A 21204-nucleotide genomic window follows, 5' to 3' on the forward strand; every position below is an offset into this window, starting at 1 on the left:
TCGCCGCCGGGCGGCATGACGATTTTGCGCTGCCGCACCGCGCTGCCGCCATGAGTTTGGCGGCGGGCCGTGGGTCGCTCACCGGGGCAAGCTAGCCGATGAATCGTCCTGAGGGTAATCACGCACCTTGCGCAGTGTGCTGTGCATTGCGCGGCTTGCAAACTACGAACTTTCGTGGCCGGAGACGCTTGAAGCTGGCATGGGGCGGGCGTCCCACGATTTAGGCCGCATAGCGGACAGGTGGCGTCGACTGGTCCAACTGGCCTGACCAGATGGCGGGCAACTGTATCTGTCGAAGCCTTGCATCGGACGACAGAATAGGCCGCCTACAGCATGGCCCCTTGCCAGCGTCCGACCGACCATTTCATCAACCGTCTCACCGGATATCTAGCGATGACCCGACTCCGAATCACCTCCTGCGGCCACGTCTTTACCGCCGAAACTCATCCCGACGCGCCGGAAACCGTCGCCGCCTTTCTGAAGCTGCTGCCGTACCGTCAGAAGATCATTCACGTGCGCTGGAGCGGCGAAGGCTGCTGGGTGCCGCTCGGCGATTTCAAACTCGAGAACGACGGCGCGGCGGTCGGCTTCGAGAATCACACGAGCCATCCGTCGGTTGGCGACATTCTGTTTTACCCCGGCGGCTATAGCGAAACCGAGATCATTCTCGCGTACGGTTCGTGCTGTTTCGCGAGCAAGATGGGACAGCTCGCGGGCAACCATTTCCTGACCATCGTCGAAGGCCGGGACAAGCTGCGTGAGCTCGGCACCAAGGTGTTGTGGGAAGGCGCACAGGACGTGCTGTTCGAGAAGATCTGACGGCGCGAGAAGCGCAACGCCCCGCGTATGAAAACGCGGGGCGCCGAAATGCGACTTAGTGGAACAGCTTCATTGCTTGCGTGAGCGTATTGAACACGCCCCACGCGAGGGGCAACGTCACATACAACCAGAAGACGGCAAGCTTGGCCTTGTTGGTCGGGTGCGCGGTTTGAATGGTCGACATGCGAGTCTCCTCAAGCGCCTTTGGCGAGTTGTGCGTCGGTCATGTGGTGCTTGTCGTCCACACGTTTGACCAGCAGATTGCAGACGAAGCCGACCACCAGCAGCACGGCCATGATGTGAACCGTCATCGTGTAGGCATCCGCCTTGGCCACGCCGTGCGCCACTTCATATGCGCGGATGTAGTTCACCAGCACCGGACCGGCCACGCCGGCGGCCGCCCACGCCGTCAGCAGACGGCCATGAATCCCGCCCACGAACGCCGTGCCGAACATGTCCGCGAGATACGCGGGCACCGTGGCGAAGCCGCCGCCGTACATCGTCAGAATCACGCAGTAGGCGAGCACGAACAGCGCGATCTGACCAGACGCCGCGAAGCCGGGCACCAGGTAGTACAGCACCGCGCCGAGCGCGAAGAAGATAAAGTAGGTGTTCTTACGGCCGATCCAGTCCGACGCCGACGCCCACACAAACCGGCCGCTCATGTTGAACAGCGACAGCAGGCCCACGAAACCGGCGGCCGCGGACGCGGTCACCGTGTTCTTGAAGCTCTCCTGAATCATCACCGACGCCTGGCCGAGAATGCCGATACCGGCCGTCACGTTCAGGAACAGCACCAGCCAGATCAGATAGAACTGCGGCGTCTTCAACGCCTGATCGATATGCACGTGATTGCGCGAAATCATCTTCTTCTGATTGGTCGCGGGCGGCGTCCAGCCGGCCGGTTTCCAGTCCGCCGGCGGCACACGGATCGCGAGCGCGCCGATCGACATCGAGATGAAATACGCAATGCCGAGCACGACGAAGGTCTCGGCCACGCCGATGCTGGTCGCGCTCTGGAAGTGCTTCATCAACGCCACCGACAACGGCGCGGCAATCATCGCGCCGCCGCCGAAGCCCATGATCGCCATGCCGGTCGCCATGCCGCGGCGGTCCGGAAACCAGCGGATCAGCGTCGACACCGGCGACACGTAACCGAGTCCCAGCCCGATGCCGCCGATCACCCCATAGCCGAGATACAGCAGCGCGATCTGATGCAGATGCACGCCGAGCGCCGACACGAGGAAGCCGCCGCCGAAGCAGCACGCGGCGGTAAACATCGTGCGGCGCGGGCCGACATGTTCGAGCCACTTGCCGGCGAACGCCGCCGACAAACCGAGGAACACGATCGCCAGCGAAAAGATCCAGCCGAGCGAGGTCAGCGTCCAGTCATCGGCCGTGGATTGCGTGATGCCGATCACTTTGGTGAGCGGTCCGTTGAACACGGAGAACGCGTACGCCTGGCCGATACAAAGATGGACGGCGAGTGCCGCGGGCGGAACCATCCAACGCGAAAAACCCGGTTTCGCAACGGTGGCCTGTTTGGAAAAGAAGGGGGCAGAGCCTGAACTCCCGCTCGGCTCGGTGATGCTACTCATGGTCGGTCTCCAGATACGAATTCTTTGTTATCGGCTTCCATACAAAATGCTTTAGGTCTCGCGGCGTAAAAATTACAGGGTTGTAGGTCGTCAATATATGTATTTGTATTTCATATGACGTGGGCAAATCCTGGAGCGGACCCGCTTCGTCGAACGATAGGTCGCGAAGAATGCGTTTGCAATATGAGATGAAAAGACATAAGGCATTAGCCTGGTGAAATGCGACCGTAATCTGTCCAATTGCGGCGGCGCGCGGTAGAAACCCGCGGAACGCATTACCGGTTGCCCAAAGCAAACGGGCCGGCGGTGGCAATAACGCCACGCCGGCCCGGCTCGACAGTGAGGAGGAGAAACTCAGGCGATGCCGCGTCCCGTCTTCATTTTGGCTGCAACAAGTACCGAGATCAGGCAGCCGCCCGCGAGATACGCGGCCACCGGATGCCACGAGCCGCCCGCGAAGTTGACCAGCGCGACCGCGATGAACGGCGTGAAGCCGCCGCCCACGACGCTTGCCACCTGATAGCCGACGCCCGCGCCGCTATAGCGGTACTCGGTGCCGAACAGCTCGGTGAACATCGGCTGCTGCACGCTGACCACCATGTCGTGCGCGACGTTCGCGAGCATCACCGCGAAGATCACGATCCAGACGGTCGCGCGTGCTTCGAGCGCGAGGAAGAACGGCACCGCGCTCAGCATGCCGATCAGCGCGCCGATCATATACACGCGGCGACGGCCGAAGCGGTCCGCGAGCAACGCGAAGCACGGGATCGTCACGCAACTCAGCGCGCCGACCAGCAGGCCGATCGTGAGGAAGAATTCGCGCGGCATGTGCAGGTTCGCGGTCGAGTAGTTCAGCGCGAAGGCGGTCACGATATACATGGTGAACAGTTCGGCCAGACGCAGCGCGATGATCAGCAGGAACGCCTTGGGATGCCGCAGCAAAGCCTCGACGATCGGCAGACGCACGCTGCGTTCGCCATGCTGGCCGACCTTCTCGACGAACTCCTTCGACTCTTCCATGCTCGAGCGGATCCACAGTGCGATCAACACCAGCACCACGCTGAACAGGAACGGCAGGCGCCAGCCCCAGTTCAGGAACGACGCGTTGTCCATCGAGCGGCTGATGATCGCGATCAGCCCGGTCGACAGCACGAGGCCCACGCCATAGCCGACCTGCACGCCGCTGCTGTAGAAGGCCTTCTTCTTCTCCGGCGCGCTTTCCACCGCCATCAACGCGGCGCCGCCCCATTCGCCGCCCACCGCGAAACCCTGAATCGCACGCAAGGTGACGAGCAGCACCGGCGCCCACCAGCCGATCGTTGCGAACGACGGCAGCAGGCCGATCGCCGCGGTGGATAAACCCATCATCATCACGGTGAGCACCAGCATGCGTTTGCGTCCGAGCCGGTCGCCGTAATGACCGAACACGAAGCCACCGAGCGGCCGGAACAGAAAGCCCACGCCGAAGGTGGCGAAGGCGGCGAGCGTGCCCATCGCCGGGCTGACCTTCGGAAAGAACTCGGCGTTGAAGACCAGCGCGGCGACGATGCCGTACAGCAGAAAGTCGTACCAGTCGACCACGGCGCCGATAAAGCTGCCGAGCGCGGCCTTGCGGGCCTGGCTGCGCGCCGTGCGGTTGTCGGCCGGCGCGGCCGTCGGAAGGGTAGTGCTCATGACGGTGTCTCCTGGAAACTTTCGAGCTGCTGTGAGGTGGCCGGCAGCGTGGCCGCGGTTGTCACATGGCAGGATTTCTCCGAAGGTTAATGATGCGCGACAGATCTCACAATCCGCATTGAAGGCAAATTGCGCGATTATCGGACGCTACTGCGCGCATAGCGCGCGTTTTGCGCGTTTACACCGAGCGCGGACCGAGCGTCGACCGTTTGAACGGCGGGGCGAACCATCGGCAACTCGCCCGTGCTACCTTGAGGATGTCATCTTGAAAACAACAATCACTGATATACTACATACGGAATATTGATAAATGCGGCGCTGCAGCATATGATTGAGGTATTCGTTCACTCAATCATTCGGAGTTGCAAATGGAATTCGTTCCTCTCGCGCTGCTGGCCGTCTCGGTCGTTGGTTTGGGCGCTGCCGCCACGGTTCTGCTGACCCGCTGGATTCCGCAACCGGTCGCGCAACTCGCGGCGCAGCATGGCCGGTTCGTCGGTTTGGGTGAACAATACGGGGGCGCAGTGGCCGCACCGTATCGTGCGCACGGTCAACAAGAGGCGATGAATGTCGTCAGAACTTCAAACTGAAGCAGTGGGCACACCGCTGACTTTGTCGTTGCAGCCGATCGGCGCGAGCGTGAGCTTGCGCGATCAGGCGTATGCAATGCTGCGCCAGGCGATCGCCGACGCGGACATCTACCAGAACCGCGAAGAAATCCGTCTCGACGAACGCGTGCTGAGCGAATCGCTCGGCGTGAGTCGCACGCCGGTGCGCGAAGCGATGACGCTGCTCGAACAGGAAGGTTTTCTGCGCATGGTGCCGCGCCGCGGCATTTACATCGTGCGCAAGAGCAAGCGTGAAATCGTCGAGATGATCCAGATGTGGGCCGCGCTCGAAAGCATGGCGGCGCGCCTCGCCACGCTGCACGCGAGCGACGAGGAAATTGCCCGTCTGCGGCACATGTTCGACCATTTCCGCGACGCTACGCCGGCCGAGCATATCGCCGAGTACTCGGACGCCAACATCGCGTTTCATCAGGCGATCGTCGAGTTGTCGAAGTCGCAGATCATTCTCGACACGATCAAGAACATCTTCATTCACGTGCGCGCGATCCGCCGCATGACCATCTCGCAGAGCGATCGCGCTTCGCGTTCCATCGTCGATCATTTGCGCATTATCGAGGCGCTGGAACAGCGCGATACCGAGCTGGCCGAGCGTCTCACGCGTCAGCATTCGCTGGATCTGGCCGCGTTCGTCGAGGCGAACTGCGACTTCCTGGATTGATGCGTCGAACGCATTTCTGACCGGTTTCGGCGGATTGAAGCAAGCCCGCGGTGTGCAAACACCGCGGGCTTTTTTGTTGCCGCGCAGCGGAGGCGCTACGGGAAAAGCCGCGCTTGACGGTCTTTAAAATATGGTATGTGATATATCAACTGCCGCACTGGGCACCAGAAATCAAACGATGCACAAAAAAGACGCACCTTTTCGCAACTATCTTGGATAGGACGAGAGTCAGCGCTGAAGCGCCAACTCTGGCCGAACGGAGACACGACATGAGCAAGGCACTCGACGGTGTGCGCATTCTCGACTTCACGCATGTGCAATCGGGCCCGACCTGCACGCAATTGCTCGCGTGGTTCGGCGCGGACGTGATCAAGGTGGAGCGGGCGGGCGCCGGCGACATCACGCGTGAGCAGTTGCGCGATATTCCGGACGTGGACAGCCTGTACTTCACGATGCTGAACCACAACAAGCGTTCGGTCACCATCGATACGAAGAACCCGGAAGGCAAGCAGGTGCTCGAAGCGTTGATCCAGAAATGCGATGTGCTGGTGGAGAACTTCGCGCCGGGCGCGCTGGATCGCATGGGCTTCACATGGGAGCGGATTCAGGAATTGAATCCGCGCATGATCGTCGCGTCCGTCAAGGGCTTCGGCCCTGGACCCTACGAGGACTGCAAGGTCTACGAGAACGTCGCGCAATGCGCGGGCGGTGCGGCCTCGACCACCGGTTTCGACGACGGCCCGCCGGTGGTGACCGGCGCGCAGATCGGCGACAGCGGCACGGGTTTGCATCTGGCGCTCGGCATTGTGACCGCGCTGTTCCAGCGCACGCAAACCGGACGCGGCCAGCGCGTGCTCGCCGCCATGCAGGACGGTGTGCTGAATCTGTGCCGCGTCAAACTGCGCGACCAGCAGCGGCTTGAGCGTAACGGCACGATGAAGGAGTACCCGCAATATCCGAACGGCACCTTCGGTGAAGCGGTGCCGCGCGCGGGCAATGCGTCGGGCGGCGGACAGCCGGGCTGGATTCTGAAGTGCAAGGGCTGGGAGACCGACCCGAACGCGTACATCTACTTCATCACGCAGGCGCCGGTGTGGGCGAAAATCTGCAACGTGATCGGCAAGGAGGAATGGGCCACCCACCCCGACTATGCAACACCCGCCGCGCGCCTGCCGCATCTGAAGGACATCTTCGCGGAGATCGAACGCTGGACCATGACCAAGAACAAGTTCGAGGCCATGCAGATCCTCAACAAATACGACATTCCGTGCGGCCCGATCCTGTCGATGAAAGAAATCGCGGAAGAGCCTTCGCTGCGCAAAACCGGCACGATCGTCGAAGTGGATCATCCGACTCGCGGCAAGTATCTGACGGTCGGCAATCCGATCAAACTGTCGGACAGCCCGACCGAAGTCAAACGCTCGCCGCTGCTAGGTGAACATACCGACGAGGTGATGGCGGAACTCGGTTATTCGCCCGAGCAGATCAGTGCATTGCGTACGGCCGGCGCGATCTAGGAGCGAACGATATGGATACGTGGATGCGTTTCATGTCGAGCGACGGCGGCATTGTGTTCGGCCGCGTCGAAGGCGGTTATCTGCACGAATACGCCAGTCTCGATCACCCGGTGCCGACCGGCGCGGTCCTGTCGACGCGCGCGCTCACGCCGCTCGCGCCGTGCGCGCCCGGCAAGATCATTGCCCTGTGGAACAACTATCACGCGCTGGCCGCGAAGCTCGATAAGCCCGTGCCGACGCATCCGCTGTTTCTGCTGAAGCCGGCGGGTTCGGTGATCGGTTCGGGTGAGCCGATTCGTCGGCCGCTCAGTTACGCGGGCAAGATCGTCTACGAAGGCGAACTCGGCATTGTGATCGGACGGCGTTGCCGCGATGCGAGCGTCGAGGAGGCGAGCGCCGCGATCTTCGGCTATACGCTCGTCAACGACGTCACCGCTGCGGATCTGCTGAACGAGAACCCGCATTTTGCGCAATGGGCGCGCGCGAAGGGCTTCGATACGTTCTGCTGCATCGGGCCGTCGATCGTCTCCGGTTTCGATTGGCGGCAAGGGCGTCTCGTGACCTTGCTCGATGGGGTCGAACGGCAGAACTATCCGCTCGACGATATGGTCTTTTCGCCGGCGGAGCAGGTGAGTCTTCTGTCGCAGGATCTCACGCTCGAACCGGGCGACGTGATCGCGTGCGGTACGTCGGTGGGCGTCGGCTCGATCAAGGACGGCGCAACGGTATCGATCACGATCGACGGAATCGGCACGCTCAGCAATACATTGACCGCCGTACAGGCGGCAACGCAAACGGCCGCGACGATCGCAGCGGTCTGAATGGCGGAATAGAAGATCGCGCGGTCAATTGACCGCGCGTGATGGCACCGCAATACGGGGAGTACGCATGCCGCAAGGTACGATCGTCTCAACCGGTTCAATCGTCGCTATCGTCGCTATCGACTCTATCGACTCTATCGACCGCCGCGGAGAATGCGCCGTAGTACTGCGCATTCTTTTGCAGGATCTGCTGCATTGCCATCGCCTACTGCTTATACACACTCAGTTCCTTCACGCGCGTGATCTTCTCGATCAGATTCGCGCCTTCCTCCATCAGGAAGCGTTTGAATGCGACTGCGACCGGCGGCAGCCGTTTGTTCTTGCGATGCACGACGTACCAGTTGAGCATGACCGGAAAGCTCTCGACGTCGAGTACCACCAGATGGCCGAGTTGCAACTCGAGGCTGATGGTATGCGCGGACAGAAAGGCGATGCCCATGCCGGCAATCACCGCCTGCTTGATCGTCTCGGTGCTCTTGATCTCCATCGCGATCTTCAGATTGGCGAGACGTCCCGCGAAACCTTCTTCCATCGAATTCCACGTGTCCGAGCCGCGCTCGCGCACGATAAACGCTTCGCTCGCCAACTGGCTCATCTTGATGTTGCGCTTGTGTGCGAGCGGATGCGTGGGCGCCGCCACGATCACATAGGGATGCGGCGCGAACGGTTCGTTGGTGGCGTCGGTTTCGTGCGGCGGCCGCACCATCACCGCGAGATCGGTTTGATTGGTGGCGAGTTGATGCAGCAGTTCGGCGCGGTTGTGTACCGCGAGATTCAACACGACGCCCGAGTAGCGGCGCGTGAACTCCGCAAGCACGCGCGGAAAGAAGTAATCGCCGGCGCTGATCACCGCGACGTTCAGCTTGCCGCCGGAGACGCCTTTGAGCTGACTCATGGCCTCGTCGACTTCGTGGAACTGCTGAATGATCGCGCGGCTGTAGTGGAGCATTTCGGTGCCGGCCGGCGTCAGATAGATCTTTTTGCCGAGCTGTTCGAACAGCGGCAGGCCCGCATGTTCTTCGAGTTGCCGCACCTGAGTGGAGACGGCGGGCTGCGTGAGATGCAGTTCCTCCGCGGCGCGCGAGAAGCTCAGGTGGCGCGCTACCGTTTCGAAAACCTTCAACTGCCGCAGAGTCGCATTGCGCATCGTCATGGCCGATGTATAAGCAAACGTGAATCGACATAATAACAAACTTTAATTATTCGTAATTCAGCAATGACCCTAGCATGGGTTCGTATAAGAGGCGGAATTGCCACTGCGGTATTGGGAGAAGTACTCGGCGGTAGTGGGCATGTCGGTGTAGTCGCATGTAGTCGGGTTAACGCTTGGATCAAGGCACCAAAAGGCAAGACAGGCACAAATGACCTGCTGAGCGGGCCATTAATTGATACGAATAAAGTACTTCCCGGAAAGCGATGCAATTCAGACGGTCCGGCGAAATAAAAAGCAGGCGGATTAAAGACGCAACTATTAAACATTCCCGAATGGCAAGGCTTTTCGGGTCATAACCATAAGGTGGGACGCATACAGTGCGGCAGGCTGAACCGCAGCACTGAATAAATGGCGGAGACAAGTCTCATGGACGATATAACTCAGCAGGCCCCTAAGGGCGCCTTCTGGACGAACCGCTGGTGGCAGCTCGTCATCGGCATGGTGTGCATGGCGCTGGTGGCCAACCTGCAATACGCATGGACGCTGTTCGTCACGCCGATGAACTCACGTCACCACTGGGGCGAAGCGTCTATTCAACTCGCCTTCACGATTTTCATTCTGACCGAAACGTGGCTCGTGCCGCTCGAAGGCTGGCTGGTCGACAAGTTTGGACCCCGGCCGGTGGTCGCGGGCGGCGCGGTGTGCGCGGGACTCGCGTGGGTGATGAATTCGTATGCGACCACCTTGCCGATGTTGTACGTCTCCGCGGTGATCGCGGGGATCGGCGCCGGCGGCGTGTACGGCACGTGCGTCGGCAATGCGTTGAAGTGGTTTCCCGATCGTCGCGGTCTCGCGGCGGGGCTCACGGCAGCCGGGTTCGGCGCGGGCGCGGCGGTGACGGTGATTCCGATCGCGAACATGATCACGCGCACGGGTTACGAGCATACGTTCTTCTTCTTCGGCATTCTGCAAGGCGTGTGCATTCTTGCGCTCGCGCTGCTGCTGAAGAAGCCGACCTTGCGCCAGCAGGTGGCGGCGCGCAAGAAGTTCGCAGTGTCGAAGGTCGACTACACGCCCGGGCAAATGATCAAGACGCCGGTGTTCTGGGTGATCTACGTGTCGTTCGTCGCGGTGGCGGCGGGCGGTTTGATGGCGACCGCGCAGATCGGCCCGATCGCGAAAGACTGGGGGCTCGCGCGCATCCCGATGACGATGTTCGGCATGACCTTGCCGCTGCTCACCATGACGCTGTCCATCGACAACGTCTGCAACGGTTTCACGCGTCCGCTGTGCGGCTTCATCTCCGACAAGCTCGGCCGCGAGAACACGATGTTCGTGATCTTTATCGGCGAAGGCCTCGCGTTGCTCGGATTGATGCAATACGGCAGCAACCCCTATGCGTTCATGACGTTTGCCGCGCTGATCTTTCTGTTCTGGGGCGAGATCTTCTCGATCTTTCCGGCCATCTGCGCCGACACGTTCGGCAGCAAATACGCGGCGGCCAACGCGGGCACCTTGTACACCGCGAAAGGCACCGCTTCCCTGATCGTCCCAATCGCTTCGGTGCTGGCTGCTACCGGCGGCTGGAATCTCGTCTTTATCGTCTCGTCGGTCGTGACGATCGCCGCCGGCGTCTCGGCGAAATTCATTCTCGCGCCGATGCGCTCACGCTGGATCGAATCGCACAATCAGCCGCAAGGCGTGCTGGCGGCAACCAGCGGCGGCACCGCTTCGCCTCTGGGCCACTGGCCTGAGCAGACGGGGGAATAGGGTGAACCGATCGCATTGGGCCGTGACGTCATGAACGTTTCGCTGCAGCAGCTCAAGGTGTTTGTCGCCGTCGCGCGTGAACGGAGTTTTACGCGCGCGGCGCGCGAGTTCGATCTCACGCAGTCGGCGGTGAGTCGTTGCGTGCGCGAACTCGAAGAAGCCGTCGAATTAAAACTGTTCGACCGGACCACGCGCCAGGTCGAATTGACGAATGCAGGTGCGAGTCTCGAACGAAGAATCGGCCGCCTGCTCGACGAAATCGATCTGACGCTGCGCGAAGAACGCGCGACCTTCGACGGCCACACCGGTGTGGTTGTGGTCGCAAGCAATCCGGTGTTGTCGTCAGGCTGGGTGGCGCAGGGATTGGCCGTTTGTGCCGCGGCGTTTCCGGGGTTGATCGTGTCGGTGAGGGATCAGCCGCAGAGCAGCGTGCTCGCGAGTGTGGAGCAGGGCGAGGTGGATTTCGGCCTGGTGTCGTCGGTTGAACCGCCGGACAGCGATCTGTTGCACGCGCAAGCGATCTTCACGACGCCGCTGCACGCGGTGTTGCCGTCCGCGCATGCGCTGGCTCGACAGAGCAATGTTGCGTGGACACGATTGAGCGAGTCTCCGATCGTTACGCTGAACGCCGATGCCGGCGTGCGTGCGGCGCTCGAACTAGCGTTGAGTTCGAACGGAATGAAGCGGCGGCCGATGCAGGAACTCGGACACGTCGCGGCGGTGCTGCGCATGGTCGAGCTTGGACTTGGCGTCGGCGTTTTGCCGGTCGACGCGCGCTGGCCTGGGTTGAGTGCCGGGTTGGTCGGCCGGCCGCTCGTGCCGGAGATGAACCTGACCACGTGGCTCGTGCATCGCCGCAATCGTTCGCTTCGGCCGAATGCCTCGGCGGTGTGGGCGCAGTTTGCCGCGGCCGCCGCGCCGTCGCATGAGGACGCGGCGATGTCTTCGCACGTCGGCAGTGCTACGCCGTTGCATGTCGCGGCCGTGTCTTCCCATTCGTCCGCCGCTATGTCTTCGCCTGCAACCGGCGCACAGTCTGCCGCTTCCTCGGAATTCACACGCTCAGCCACGCTGCGCGGCGGCGCCGCTCTGCACGAGCCTTAGCCTCGATCTCACACTTCGCCTCAGCCGACCCGCAGCCAGTCAGCCCACGCAACATGCCGTGCAAGGAGCTTCACCATGGACACCGCAACCGAACTCCAGCGCCACGATCTGCTGATCGATGGCAAGCGCTTGCCGCCGGGCACCGGCGAGTACTCCGTCGACATCAACCCCGCCACCGAAGAGCCGATCGCGCTGGTCGCGCAAGGCAGCGCCGCCGACGTGGACGCCGCGGTGCAGTCGGCGCGCGCCGCATTGAAAGTGTGGAACGGTATTCGCGCCGCCGATCGCGGCCGCATTCTGGCGCGGCTCGCCGGGCTGATGCGCGCCAATCTGGAAGAACTCGCCGCGCTCGAAAGTCTCGACGCCGGCAAGCCGATTGCCTCGGTGATGCGTCAGGACATCCCGGCCGCGATCGATACGCTCGAGTACTACGCCGGCTGGTGCGACAAGATCAACGGCCAGGTCGTGCCGGTTCGGCCCGACGCATTGACGTACACGTTGCGTGAGCCGGTCGGCGTGGTCGCTGCAATCGTGCCGTGGAATTTCCCGTTGATGATCGGTATGTGGAAGATCGCGCCGGCGCTCGCGTGCGGTTGCACGCTGATCGTCAAACCGGCGGAGATCACGCCGCTCACCGCGTTGCGGATCGGCGAACTCGCGCTCGAAGCCGGCGTGCCGCCCGGCGTGCTGAATATCGTCACCGGCAAGGGGCGAGTGGTTGGCGACGCATTGGTCGCGCATCCGGGCGTCGATAAAGTGACGTTCACCGGTTCGCCGTCGGTAGGGCGCGGCATTCTGCAAGGCGCGGCCGGCAACTTCAAACGCGTCACGCTGGAGCTTGGCGGCAAGTCGGCCAATCTGATTTTCCCCGACGCGAATCTCGACAACGCGGTGCGAGCCGCAGCCTCCGGCATCTTCTTCAACACGGGCCAGGTGTGTTCAGCGGGCTCGCGGATTCTCGCGCATCGCGACGTCTACGACGAAGTGATCGAGCGTCTGGCGGCGCGTGCCAGATCGATCAAGGTCGGCGATCCGTCGGCGCGTGAAACGTCGATGGGTCCGCTCATCTCCGCCGCGCAGATGAAGACGGTGCTCGGTTATGTAGAAACCGGCCGCGCGGAAGGGGCGTCGCTCGTTACCGGCGGCGCGCGGATCGGCGAGCGCGGTTTCTTCGTCGAGCCCACGGTGTTCGCGAACGTCGAGCATGAGATGCGTATTTCGCAGGAGGAGATCTTCGGCCCGGTAGCCAGCGTGATCCGTTTCAACGACGAAGCCGACGCGCTGCGGATCGCCAACGGCACGCTGTACAGCCTCGCGGCGGGCGTGTGGAGCGCGGACATCGGCCGGGTGCATCGGGTTGCGCGCGACCTGCGAGCGGGCACCGTATGGATCAACACTTACGGCTATACCGACGTGCGTTTGCCGTGGGGTGGTTCGGGCGACTCCGGTTTCGGCCGCGAGCACGGCGACGTGGCGATCGAGAACTTCACCGAGCCGAAAGCGGTGTGGCTGGCTATTGACCAGTAGCAGACCAATAGCAGATCAATCGCCGCTAGATAACGGATTCACCGCAAACGAATCGCACATGAAAAAGGATCGAACGCTCACGGCGTTCGATCCTTTATCGCATCAACCACTCAAACCTGAAACCACTCAGGCGCCCTGCAACGCCATCCGTTCACGCAGTTTGACGAGTGCCAGCACGACATCAATCGTCGGCGTCGGTTCGGCGACGAGTCGGCCCATCTCCTGCACGACTGTTAGCAGCGGATCGATCTCCATCGGCCGGCGGTTTTCGAGGTCGACCAGCGTCGACGTCTTGTGCGCGCCGACCGCGCCCGCGCCGTCGATGCGCCGCTCCACGTCCACCCGGAAATGCACACCGAACTGCTCCGCGATGCGTTTGGCTTCGAGCATCATGGTGCGCGATACCGCACGTGTGCCGGGGTCGCTGGTGAGCACGTCGAGCGTGGCGTGCGTCAATGCGCTGATCGGGTTGAAGCAGAGATTGCCCCACAGCTTGAGCCAGATCTCGTCGCGGATATTGTCGCGGATCGGCGCTTCGAATCCTGCCGCCTGCATGATCTCGTGCAACTGCTGAATGCGCGGCGTGCGTTCGCCGTCAGGCTCGCCGATGGGGAATTTCTTGCCGTACACATGCTTGATCACACCCGGCTCGACGATCTCGGCCGCCGGATAAAGCACGCAGCCGATCGCCCGCTCAGGGCCGAGTTTCGTCCATTGCGAGCCGTCCGGATCGACGCTGGCGAGACGTGTGCCGGCGAACTTGCCGCCATGCTGATGGAAGTACCAATACGGAATGCCGTTGACGCCCGTGACGATCGCCGTGTGCTTGCCGAGCAGCGGCTGCATCGCATCGACCACGCCGGGCAGCGAGTGCGCTTTCAGCGTGATGATCACGAAGTCCTGCACGCCGAGCTCACTCGGGTCGGACGTACAGCGCACCGGCGCGCTGATCGTTTCGCCGTCCATGATCAGCCGCGCGCCGTGCTCGCGCATGGCCGCGAGATGCGCGCCACGCGCGACGAAACTCACGCCGGCGCCGGCGCGCGCCAGTTGCACGCCCATCAAACCGCCTATTGCTCCCGCTCCGAAGACGCAGATCTTCATGGTGCCGCTCCTGTGACGATGAAAAGTCGCTGAACCGATGCCGGAAACGCGTCATGCGCGGCGGCGGGTCACAGCGTGAGCATACGGATCCGGGGACGATACGGATAGTTAAAGTTTCTCGGTTCATGCATTTGGTATCGGTTATAGAAGGCGCGAGTCGAGTCATGGCGGCTTACATTCAGATTGCTCATGAGCGAGACAAAGAGCGTCCCGGCGAATGCTGCGACGAATTGGGAAATTTCTCGGGCCTAAGTCGTGGACGCGAAGGCAGAATGCGAGTCCTTCTGAACAACGAAGTATTCGTTAGCCGCCATGCACACAGTGATTCGTCAAACCACGGGCCGTGACTTCGCCGACATGGAAAGCGCTCTCGCGCGCCTGCTCGACGTGATGCTGGTCGCGCTGGGTGCGGCGCTGGCTTCGTTGCTCTGCCTCGCCGATCCGGCTCTTTCGATCGTCGAAGCGTCTTTCGTGGCGTTCGACATGGCCTTCGCGATCTTGCTGCTGCCGTGGTTCGGTGTGTACGACTCGTGGCGCGGCCGTTCGACATGGCGCTTGAGCGTGCGCATCGTGTTCGGCTGGATCGTGGTTCAGGCGTGCGGCGTGGCCGTCATGTTCCTGCTGCATCGCACGGCGTCGTTGTCGCGGCTCTGGTGCGTGACGTGGACTGCGCTCACGGCCTGCGCTCTGGTGGCATCGCGGCTGCTGGTGCATGCCGCGCTCGGCCGGATGCGGCGTGCCGGCCGCAATCTGCGCACGGTCGCCGTGGTGGGCGCCGGCGCACATCGCGACGGCGTGATCGCTCATATCGCGGGCTCGCCCGATGCGGGTTTTCGCGCCGTGGCGACCTTGAACACCTGGCCCGACAGCGAGCCGGACGTTGCGGGTTTGCCCGCATTCCGGCAACTGCGTGAATTGGCGGACTGGGTACGCAGGGAACAGATCGACGAGGTCTGGATCGCACTGCCCATGTCCGAGGAAGACACCGTGTTGCAAGTCCTCGCGGAGTTCAGCGGCGACCTCGTCAACGTGCGTTTCCTGCCGGACGTACGCAGTCTCGTGATGTTCGATCGCCATGTGGTCGATCTGCTCGGCTCGCCGGCCATCAACCTGATGGCCTCGCCGATGACACCTTACGCGCTGTTGCAGAAAGCGCTGTTCGACCGGTTGTTCGCCGTCGTGGCGCTGCTCGCGTTGGGGCCGTTGATGCTGTCGATTGCGATTGCGGTGAAGGCGACATCGAAAGGGCCGGTGCTGTTTACGCAACGACGCAAGGGCACCGACGGCCGCGTCTTTCGTATCTACAAGTTCCGGTCGATGCGCGCGCACGCGCAGCAACCCGGTGTGGTTCGGCAGGCCACGCGTGGCGACTTGCGAATCACGCGCGTCGGCGCGTTCCTGCGGCGTACGAGCCTCGACGAGTTGCCGCAATTTTTCAACGTGCTGCGCGGGGAAATGTCGGTGGTTGGGCCCAGGCCCCACGCCATAGAACATGACGATCAATACCGCGGCCTTGTCGACGGTTATATCCATCGCTATCGGATCAAGCCAGGCATTACCGGTTGGGCGCAAGTGAACGGTTTTCGCGGCGAGACCGATCGGATCGAAAAAATGCAGAGGCGCGTTGAACACGATCTGTACTACTTGCGCAACTGGTCGTTCGGACTGGACATGCGGATCGTCGTCGCGACGGTCGTGAAGGGTTTTCTGAATCGCAATGCTTATTGACGTGCGATTTCCACAGAAGTCGTGCTTCGGCACGCTCGTTTGAGGAGTAGGTTGAACACGATGTTTGCTTTAATGAAGAACCGGTCCCGCTATCGGCTTGGTGTACTGACAATGGTGGTGACGCTATTGAACAGCGCATGTGCGGTGGCGCCAGGTATGCGCATGCAGACCTCGGCGACGGCAGCAGTGTATACGACAGATGCGACGCTGCTCGCGGCGAAAAACAGTCAGCCCGCCGCGAGCGAGAAAGTCGACGCGACACCCGACACGCCCGAAATCGCGATTACCGAGGTCGACGCGGCGCTGATCTCGCAACTGGCCCAACGCCGTCAACAGCAACAACTCGAACTGTCTCAACTGCTGTCGGGCACGCCGCGCGAATACGTGGTCGGCGCGGGGGATGTGCTGCAAATCGTGGTTTGGGATCACCCGGAATTCGCCGCCGCGCTCGGGTCGTCGCAGATTCAGTCGTCGGCGCGGCCCGGCGATCCGCTCGCCGGTTTCATCGTCGATCAGAACGGCAGTCTGACGTTTCCGTATGCGGGCACGCTGCAAGTGGCGGGCTTGCGCACCGATGAAATCCAGCAGCGCCTGAGCCTCGCGCTCGGCAAGTACTTCGTCAAACCGCAGGTGACCGTGCGGATGGCGTCCTATCGCGCGCATCAGGTTTACGTGGACGGCGAAGTGCATAGCCCCGGCGCGTTGTCCGTGAACGACGTGCCGATGACGTTCTACGAAGCGCTCAGCCGCGCCGGCGGCTTCAGCGAAACGGCGGATCAAAGCGATCTCGTGCTGGTGCGCGGTGGCCAGTCGCATCGCGTGAATCTGACTCAGTTGCTCGCGCAAGGTGTGAGTCCGTCGCGGCTGTTTCTGAATGCCGGCGACGTGCTGCGTGTCATGCCACGCGATGAAAACGGCGTGTATGTGATGGGGGAAGTGAATAAACCGGTCTCGGCCGTGCCGCGCAGAACCGGTGTGATCACCTTGGCCGATGCGCTGTCGCAGGCCGGCAGCGTGAACGCCTCGACCGCGGACGCCGCACAGATGTTCGTGATTCGCGGTTCGTTGACGGGTACGCCGGAAGTGTTCCATCTCGACGGCCGTTCCCCCGTCGCGATGCTGCTCGCCAAAGACTTCGAATTGCAGCCGAAAGACGTCGTCTATGTGGACGGCAGTGGCCTGGTTCGCTTCAACCGCGTGTTGACGCTGTTGATGCCGCTGATCAGTTCCGGTTTGACCGGGGGAGTGATCGCGAAATGACCGGCGTTCTGATGGTTTGTGAAGGCAACGTTTGCCGTAGCCCGATGGCGGCCGCGCTGCTGACCAAAGCGTTGCCGCAAGTCCCCGCGCGCTCGGCCGGTACGCGCGCGCTCGCGGGTCATCGCGCGGCGCCGTTAGCCGTGGAGTTGATGGACGTGCAGGGAATCGACCTGCGCCCGCATGTGGCGACAGCGTTGACATCGGCTCAGGTGCGTGGCGCGCCATTGATCCTGGCCATGACGCGAGCGCAATGCGGGCTGATCGAACGCGTCTTTCCGTTTGCGCGGGGCAAGGTGTACCGCCTCGGCGAGCACGATCAACTCGACATCGTCGACCCGTATCGACGCGGCCGATTCACCTTTGAAATGGCGGTGGCACAGATCGAGCAGGGCGTGCAGCGCTGGCTGGGTGCGATTGCCGGGCTGCAGCACTGAATCATGAGTATTCACACTAATCCTGTTCCCGTCGCGGCGCGCCAAGACGATGAAATCGACCTGTCCGAAGTCACGTCCGTGATGATCGAAAACCGTGTGCTGATCGCGGCGATTGCCGCGGCGATCCTCATGCTCGGCGTCGTCTACGCCTTGCTTGCCACGCCGGTATATCGCGCCGACGCGACGGTTCAGGTCGACGACGACAACGGTGCACTCAACGACAAGCTGGGCGATCTCGCGCAGATGTTCAACAGCAAGGCGAGCGCCGACGCCGAGATCGAACTGATCCGCTCGCGCGGTGTGGTGGACGACGCGGTGCGGCAATTGCACCTCGATATCGACGCACAGCCGCGCTATTTCCCGCTGATCGGTCGGCGGATCGCGCGCAGCGCGTCCGTCGACACGCTGGCCGAACCGATGTGGGGATTGGCGCGTTTCGGCTGGGGCGGCGAAGCGCTGCGCGTGTCGCAGTTCGACGTGCCGCCGAGTCTCTACGACAGGAAATTCACGCTGATCGCCGGCGACGACCAGCAATTCCAACTGCTGGACCCTCACGGCGAGCCGGTGCTGAAGGGACGCGTCGGCGAACTGCTGGACGGCATGACGCCGGACGGACCGGTCCGCCTGCGGGTGGACGGCGTCGTCGCGCGAACCGGCACTGAGTTCAGATTGAGCCGCGCGTCGACGCAACTCACCACGGCGTTACTGCAAAAGACTCTGGACGTCGCCGAGAAAACCAAGCAGTCGGGTGTCATCGGGATCCGGCTCGACGGTGACGACAGCGCGCGTACCGCCGCGACGGTCAATGCGATCGTGCACGGGTACGTACGCCGCAACGTCGGCTGGAAATCGGCCCAGGCGCAGCAGATGCTCGGCTTCCTCGGTAATCAGTTGCCGCAGTTGAGGGGCGATCTGGAGCAGGCGGAGCAGCGCTACAACACCTTCCGAAACCGCAACGGCACGGTCGACCTCGACGCGGAGAGCCGCTTGTTGCTGCAGGCGATCGCCGACGGCAAGACGCAAACGTCCGCGCTGCAACAGCAACGCTCGGAGCTGTTGCAACGCTTCACGCCGACGCATCCGTCGGTGACCGCGATCGATGCGCAACTGGCCAGTCTGCGGCGTCAGCAAGCCGAACTGGGTACGAAGGTCGCCGCGCTGCCGGATACGCAGCAATCGGCCGTGCGGCTGATGCGCGACGTCGACATCAACTCAGGCCTCTACACCAGTCTGATGGACAGCGCGCAGCAGCTAGGCGTGATGAAGGCAGGACAGCAGGGCAATGTGCGCGTGGTCGACTACGCGGTGACGGCCGAAGAACCGGTGAAGCCGAAGCAGGCCATCGTGATCGCGGCTGCCGCGGCGCTGGGTTTGATGGCGGGCATCGCAGCCGCATTCGTGCGCCGCGCGTTGCTGAACGGCCTGGACAGTCCGTTCGAAATCGAGCAGATCGCCGACGCACCGGTCTATGCGGTGATCTCCCACAGCGAGCGGCAACTGCGCCTGCAGCGTGCCGCCGACCGGAGCGAACCGGGTGCTCACATTCTGGCGGTTGCCGCGCCTGACGACATTGCTGTCGAAGGCGTGCGCAGTCTGCGCACGGCGCTGCAGTTCCGGCTTGCCGAAGCGCCGAATAACGTCGTGATGATCACCGGGCCGCGACCCAACATCGGCAAGTCGTTCCTGTCCTGCAATCTCGCCGTGGTGCTGGCTTCGGTGGGCAAGCGCGTGCTGATCGTCGACGGCGACATGCGGCGCGGCAAGCTGCATCAGTCCTTCGGACTGTCGCGCGAACGCGGGCTGCCGGACATGATCGGCGGCGCAAGTCTCGATAGCGTGGTGTGCCGCGAGGTGTTGCCGAATCTCGACGTGCTGACGCGCGGCGGCGGCTCGCCGATGCCGGCGGAAATGCTGTTCGGCGAGCGCCTCGGCATTGTCGTCGAGCAGTTGGCTAAAGCGTACGACATCGTGATTCTCGATACGCCGCCGGTGCTCGCGGTGACGGACTCGGCGCTGATCGGCAAACACGCCGGCACGACGCTGCTGGTGATGCGCCACGCGCGCCATAGCGTCGCGGAACTGCGCGAGACCACCCGGCTGCTCGGCGCGGCCGGCGTGCCGGTCGACGGAATCGTGCTGAGCGACGTGCCGCAACGCGCGTCCGACTATGCGTATTCCCCTTACCACAGCATGCCGGAGACGGCGGGTCGAGCCCGTGTCGCGTTGGAGATGAATCGATGAGAAGAAGAGTTTTGCTGACGTTCGGCACCCGGCCCGAGGCCATCAAGATGGCGCCGCTCGTCAAGCGGCTGCAACGTGCCGCCGGGATGGAGTGCCTCGTGTGCGTGACCGGCCAGCATCGGGAGATGCTCGATCAGGTACTCGAACTGTTCGACATTCGCCCGGACTTCGATCTGAACGTGATGAAGCGCGGCCAGGACCTGTACGACGTGACCGTGTCGATCATGCTCGGCATGCGCGACGTGCTGAGCGCGTGCCGACCCGACATGGTGCTCGTTCACGGCGACACGACCACGACGTTGGCCGCGACGCTCGCGGCGTTCTATCAGCGGATTCCGGTCGGCCATGTCGAAGCGGGTTTGCGAACCGGCAATTTATTGTCGCCTTGGCCCGAAGAGGCCAACCGCAAGATAACCAGCGTGCTGGCCTCGCTGCACTTCGCGCCGACCGAACGGGCGCGAGACAACCTGCTGGCGGAAGGCGTCGCCGCGCCGCGCATCGTGGTGACGGGCAACACGGTCATCGACGCGTTGCTGCAGGTGCGCGGCAAGCTCGCGACGGATGCCGCGCTGTGTCACGCCGCCGAGCGGCTGCTGCCACGATTGGCGCCTGAACGGCGCGTGATTCTGGTGACGGGGCATCGGCGCGAAAGTTTCGGCTCGGGCTTCGAACAGATTTGCGCCGCGTTGCTGCAGATTGCGCGCGCGTATCCGGATGTCGACATCGTGTACCCGGTGCATCTGAATCCGAGCGTGCGCGAGCCGGTGAACCGGTTGCTGACCGGCGTGGCGAATATCCATCTGCTGGAGCCGCTCGACTACCTGCCGTTCGTGCGGTTGATGGATCGCGCGTCGCTGATTCTGACCGACTCGGGCGGCGTGCAGGAAGAAGCGCCGTCGCTCGGCAAACCGGTGCTTGTGATGCGCGAAACGACCGAACGTCAGGAAGCGGTCGACGCCGGCGTCGTGCGGCTGGTGGGCACCCACGCGCAGCGCATCGTCGAAGGCGTGGCGCAGTTGCTGGACGACGCCGACCGTTATCGCGCCATGACGCGCGGCGGCAATCCGTACGGAAATGGCCACGCCAGCGAACGCATTGTCGATGCGCTCGCAACGTTCTGGAACGACGCGATCGCGGCCTGAAAGAAGCCAAACAATAGAAGGAAGA

18 protein-coding genes are annotated in these 21204 nt (G+C 62.6%); 13 read left to right on the forward strand and 5 right to left on the reverse strand.

Going from position 1 to position 21204, the window contains the following annotated elements:
- Positions 1–393 precede the first annotated feature (393 nt).
- Complete coding sequence (locus GGD40_RS32080; RefSeq protein ID WP_179746339.1) at positions 394–819, forward strand: DUF3830 family protein; 426 nt, start codon at positions 394–396, stop codon at positions 817–819.
- Positions 820–874: 55 nt separating this feature from the next.
- On the opposite strand, the gene GGD40_RS32085 is transcribed toward GGD40_RS32080, so the two are convergent.
- The 3 genes from GGD40_RS32085 to shiA form a co-directional block, all read right to left on the reverse strand.
- Positions 875–1003, reverse strand: a complete 129-nt coding sequence (locus GGD40_RS32085; protein WP_179710144.1) for an MFS transporter small subunit — start codon at positions 1001–1003, stop codon at positions 875–877.
- Positions 1004–1013: 10 nt separating this feature from the next.
- Positions 1014–2417 carry an L-lactate MFS transporter gene (locus GGD40_RS32090; protein WP_179710142.1) on the reverse strand — a complete coding sequence of 468 codons (1404 nt, stop codon included), beginning with the start codon at positions 2415–2417 and terminating at the stop codon, positions 1014–1016.
- 354 nt (positions 2418–2771) lie between these two features.
- Complete coding sequence (gene shiA / locus GGD40_RS32095; RefSeq protein WP_179710141.1) at positions 2772–4091, reverse strand: shikimate transporter; 1320 nt, start codon at positions 4089–4091, stop codon at positions 2772–2774.
- Positions 4092–4459: 368 nt separating this feature from the next.
- Between shiA and GGD40_RS32100 the strand changes: the two genes are divergently transcribed.
- From GGD40_RS32100 to GGD40_RS32115, 4 genes are all read left to right on the forward strand, one after another.
- The gene (locus GGD40_RS32100; RefSeq protein ID WP_179746340.1) at positions 4460–4681 is read left to right on the forward strand and encodes a hypothetical protein; all 222 of its coding nucleotides are present in this window, start codon (positions 4460–4462) and stop codon (positions 4679–4681) included.
- Positions 4659–5378: a GntR family transcriptional regulator gene (locus tag GGD40_RS32105; RefSeq protein ID WP_035555864.1), complete on the forward strand. Its 720-nt coding sequence runs from the start codon at positions 4659–4661 to the stop codon at positions 5376–5378. Before GGD40_RS32100 ends, GGD40_RS32105 begins: the two co-directional genes overlap by 23 nt.
- 269 nt (positions 5379–5647) lie before the next feature.
- Positions 5648–6895 (forward strand): formyl-CoA transferase, encoded by a 1248-nt coding sequence (frc, locus tag GGD40_RS32110; RefSeq protein ID WP_179746341.1) that lies wholly within the window; start codon positions 5648–5650, stop codon positions 6893–6895.
- An 11-nt stretch (positions 6896–6906) separates the two neighbouring features.
- Complete coding sequence (locus tag GGD40_RS32115; RefSeq protein ID WP_179746342.1) at positions 6907–7716, forward strand: fumarylacetoacetate hydrolase family protein; 810 nt, start codon at positions 6907–6909, stop codon at positions 7714–7716.
- A gap of 205 nt (positions 7717–7921) precedes the next feature.
- On the opposite strand, the gene GGD40_RS32120 is transcribed toward GGD40_RS32115, so the two are convergent.
- Positions 7922–8869, reverse strand: coding sequence for a LysR family transcriptional regulator (locus GGD40_RS32120; RefSeq protein WP_105508741.1), 948 nt, complete (start codon positions 8867–8869; stop codon positions 7922–7924).
- A gap of 426 nt (positions 8870–9295) precedes the next feature.
- Here GGD40_RS32120 and oxlT point away from each other — a divergent pair, with 426 nt between their 5' ends.
- The 3 genes from oxlT to GGD40_RS32135 all read left to right on the forward strand — a co-directional run bounded on the left by oxlT (position 9296) and on the right by GGD40_RS32135 (position 13270).
- Complete coding sequence (gene oxlT, locus GGD40_RS32125; protein ID WP_179746343.1) at positions 9296–10639, forward strand: oxalate/formate MFS antiporter; 1344 nt, start codon at positions 9296–9298, stop codon at positions 10637–10639.
- Between the two features lie 30 nt (positions 10640–10669).
- Positions 10670–11743, forward strand: coding sequence for a LysR family transcriptional regulator (locus tag GGD40_RS32130; RefSeq protein WP_179746344.1), 1074 nt, complete (start codon positions 10670–10672; stop codon positions 11741–11743).
- A 75-nt stretch (positions 11744–11818) separates the two neighbouring features.
- Positions 11819–13270: an aldehyde dehydrogenase family protein gene (locus tag GGD40_RS32135; protein ID WP_179710135.1), complete on the forward strand. Its 1452-nt coding sequence runs from the start codon at positions 11819–11821 to the stop codon at positions 13268–13270.
- Between the two features lie 126 nt (positions 13271–13396).
- On the opposite strand, the gene GGD40_RS32140 is transcribed toward GGD40_RS32135, so the two are convergent.
- Positions 13397–14374 carry a 2-dehydropantoate 2-reductase gene (locus GGD40_RS32140; RefSeq protein ID WP_179746345.1) on the reverse strand — a complete coding sequence of 326 codons (978 nt, stop codon included), beginning with the start codon at positions 14372–14374 and terminating at the stop codon, positions 13397–13399.
- Positions 14375–14686: 312 nt separating this feature from the next.
- On the opposite strand from GGD40_RS32140, the gene GGD40_RS32145 reads away from it, so the two are divergent.
- The 5 genes from GGD40_RS32145 (at position 14687) to wecB (ending at position 21179) form a co-directional block, all read left to right on the forward strand.
- Positions 14687–16102 carry an undecaprenyl-phosphate glucose phosphotransferase gene (locus GGD40_RS32145; protein WP_179710131.1) on the forward strand — a complete coding sequence of 472 codons (1416 nt, stop codon included), beginning with the start codon at positions 14687–14689 and terminating at the stop codon, positions 16100–16102.
- Between the two features lie 72 nt (positions 16103–16174).
- The gene (locus GGD40_RS32150) at positions 16175–17362 is read left to right on the forward strand and encodes a polysaccharide biosynthesis/export family protein (RefSeq protein ID WP_257030644.1); all 1188 of its coding nucleotides are present in this window, start codon (positions 16175–16177) and stop codon (positions 17360–17362) included.
- Positions 17359–17796 (forward strand): low molecular weight protein-tyrosine-phosphatase, encoded by a 438-nt coding sequence (locus GGD40_RS32155; protein ID WP_179746346.1) that lies wholly within the window; start codon positions 17359–17361, stop codon positions 17794–17796. The genes GGD40_RS32150 and GGD40_RS32155 overlap by 4 nt, the downstream gene beginning before the upstream one ends.
- Positions 17797–17799: 3 nt before the next feature.
- Positions 17800–20037, forward strand: coding sequence for a polysaccharide biosynthesis tyrosine autokinase (locus GGD40_RS32160; protein ID WP_179746347.1), 2238 nt, complete (start codon positions 17800–17802; stop codon positions 20035–20037).
- Positions 20034–21179, forward strand: coding sequence for a non-hydrolyzing UDP-N-acetylglucosamine 2-epimerase (gene wecB / locus GGD40_RS32165; RefSeq protein WP_179710126.1), 1146 nt, complete (start codon positions 20034–20036; stop codon positions 21177–21179). Before GGD40_RS32160 ends, wecB begins: the two co-directional genes overlap by 4 nt.
- Positions 21180–21204: the final 25 nt, after the last annotated feature.

Origin of the sequence: Paraburkholderia bryophila, from assembly GCF_013409255.1 — a bacterium.
In the GTDB taxonomy this organism is placed as follows: domain Bacteria; phylum Pseudomonadota; class Gammaproteobacteria; order Burkholderiales; family Burkholderiaceae; genus Paraburkholderia.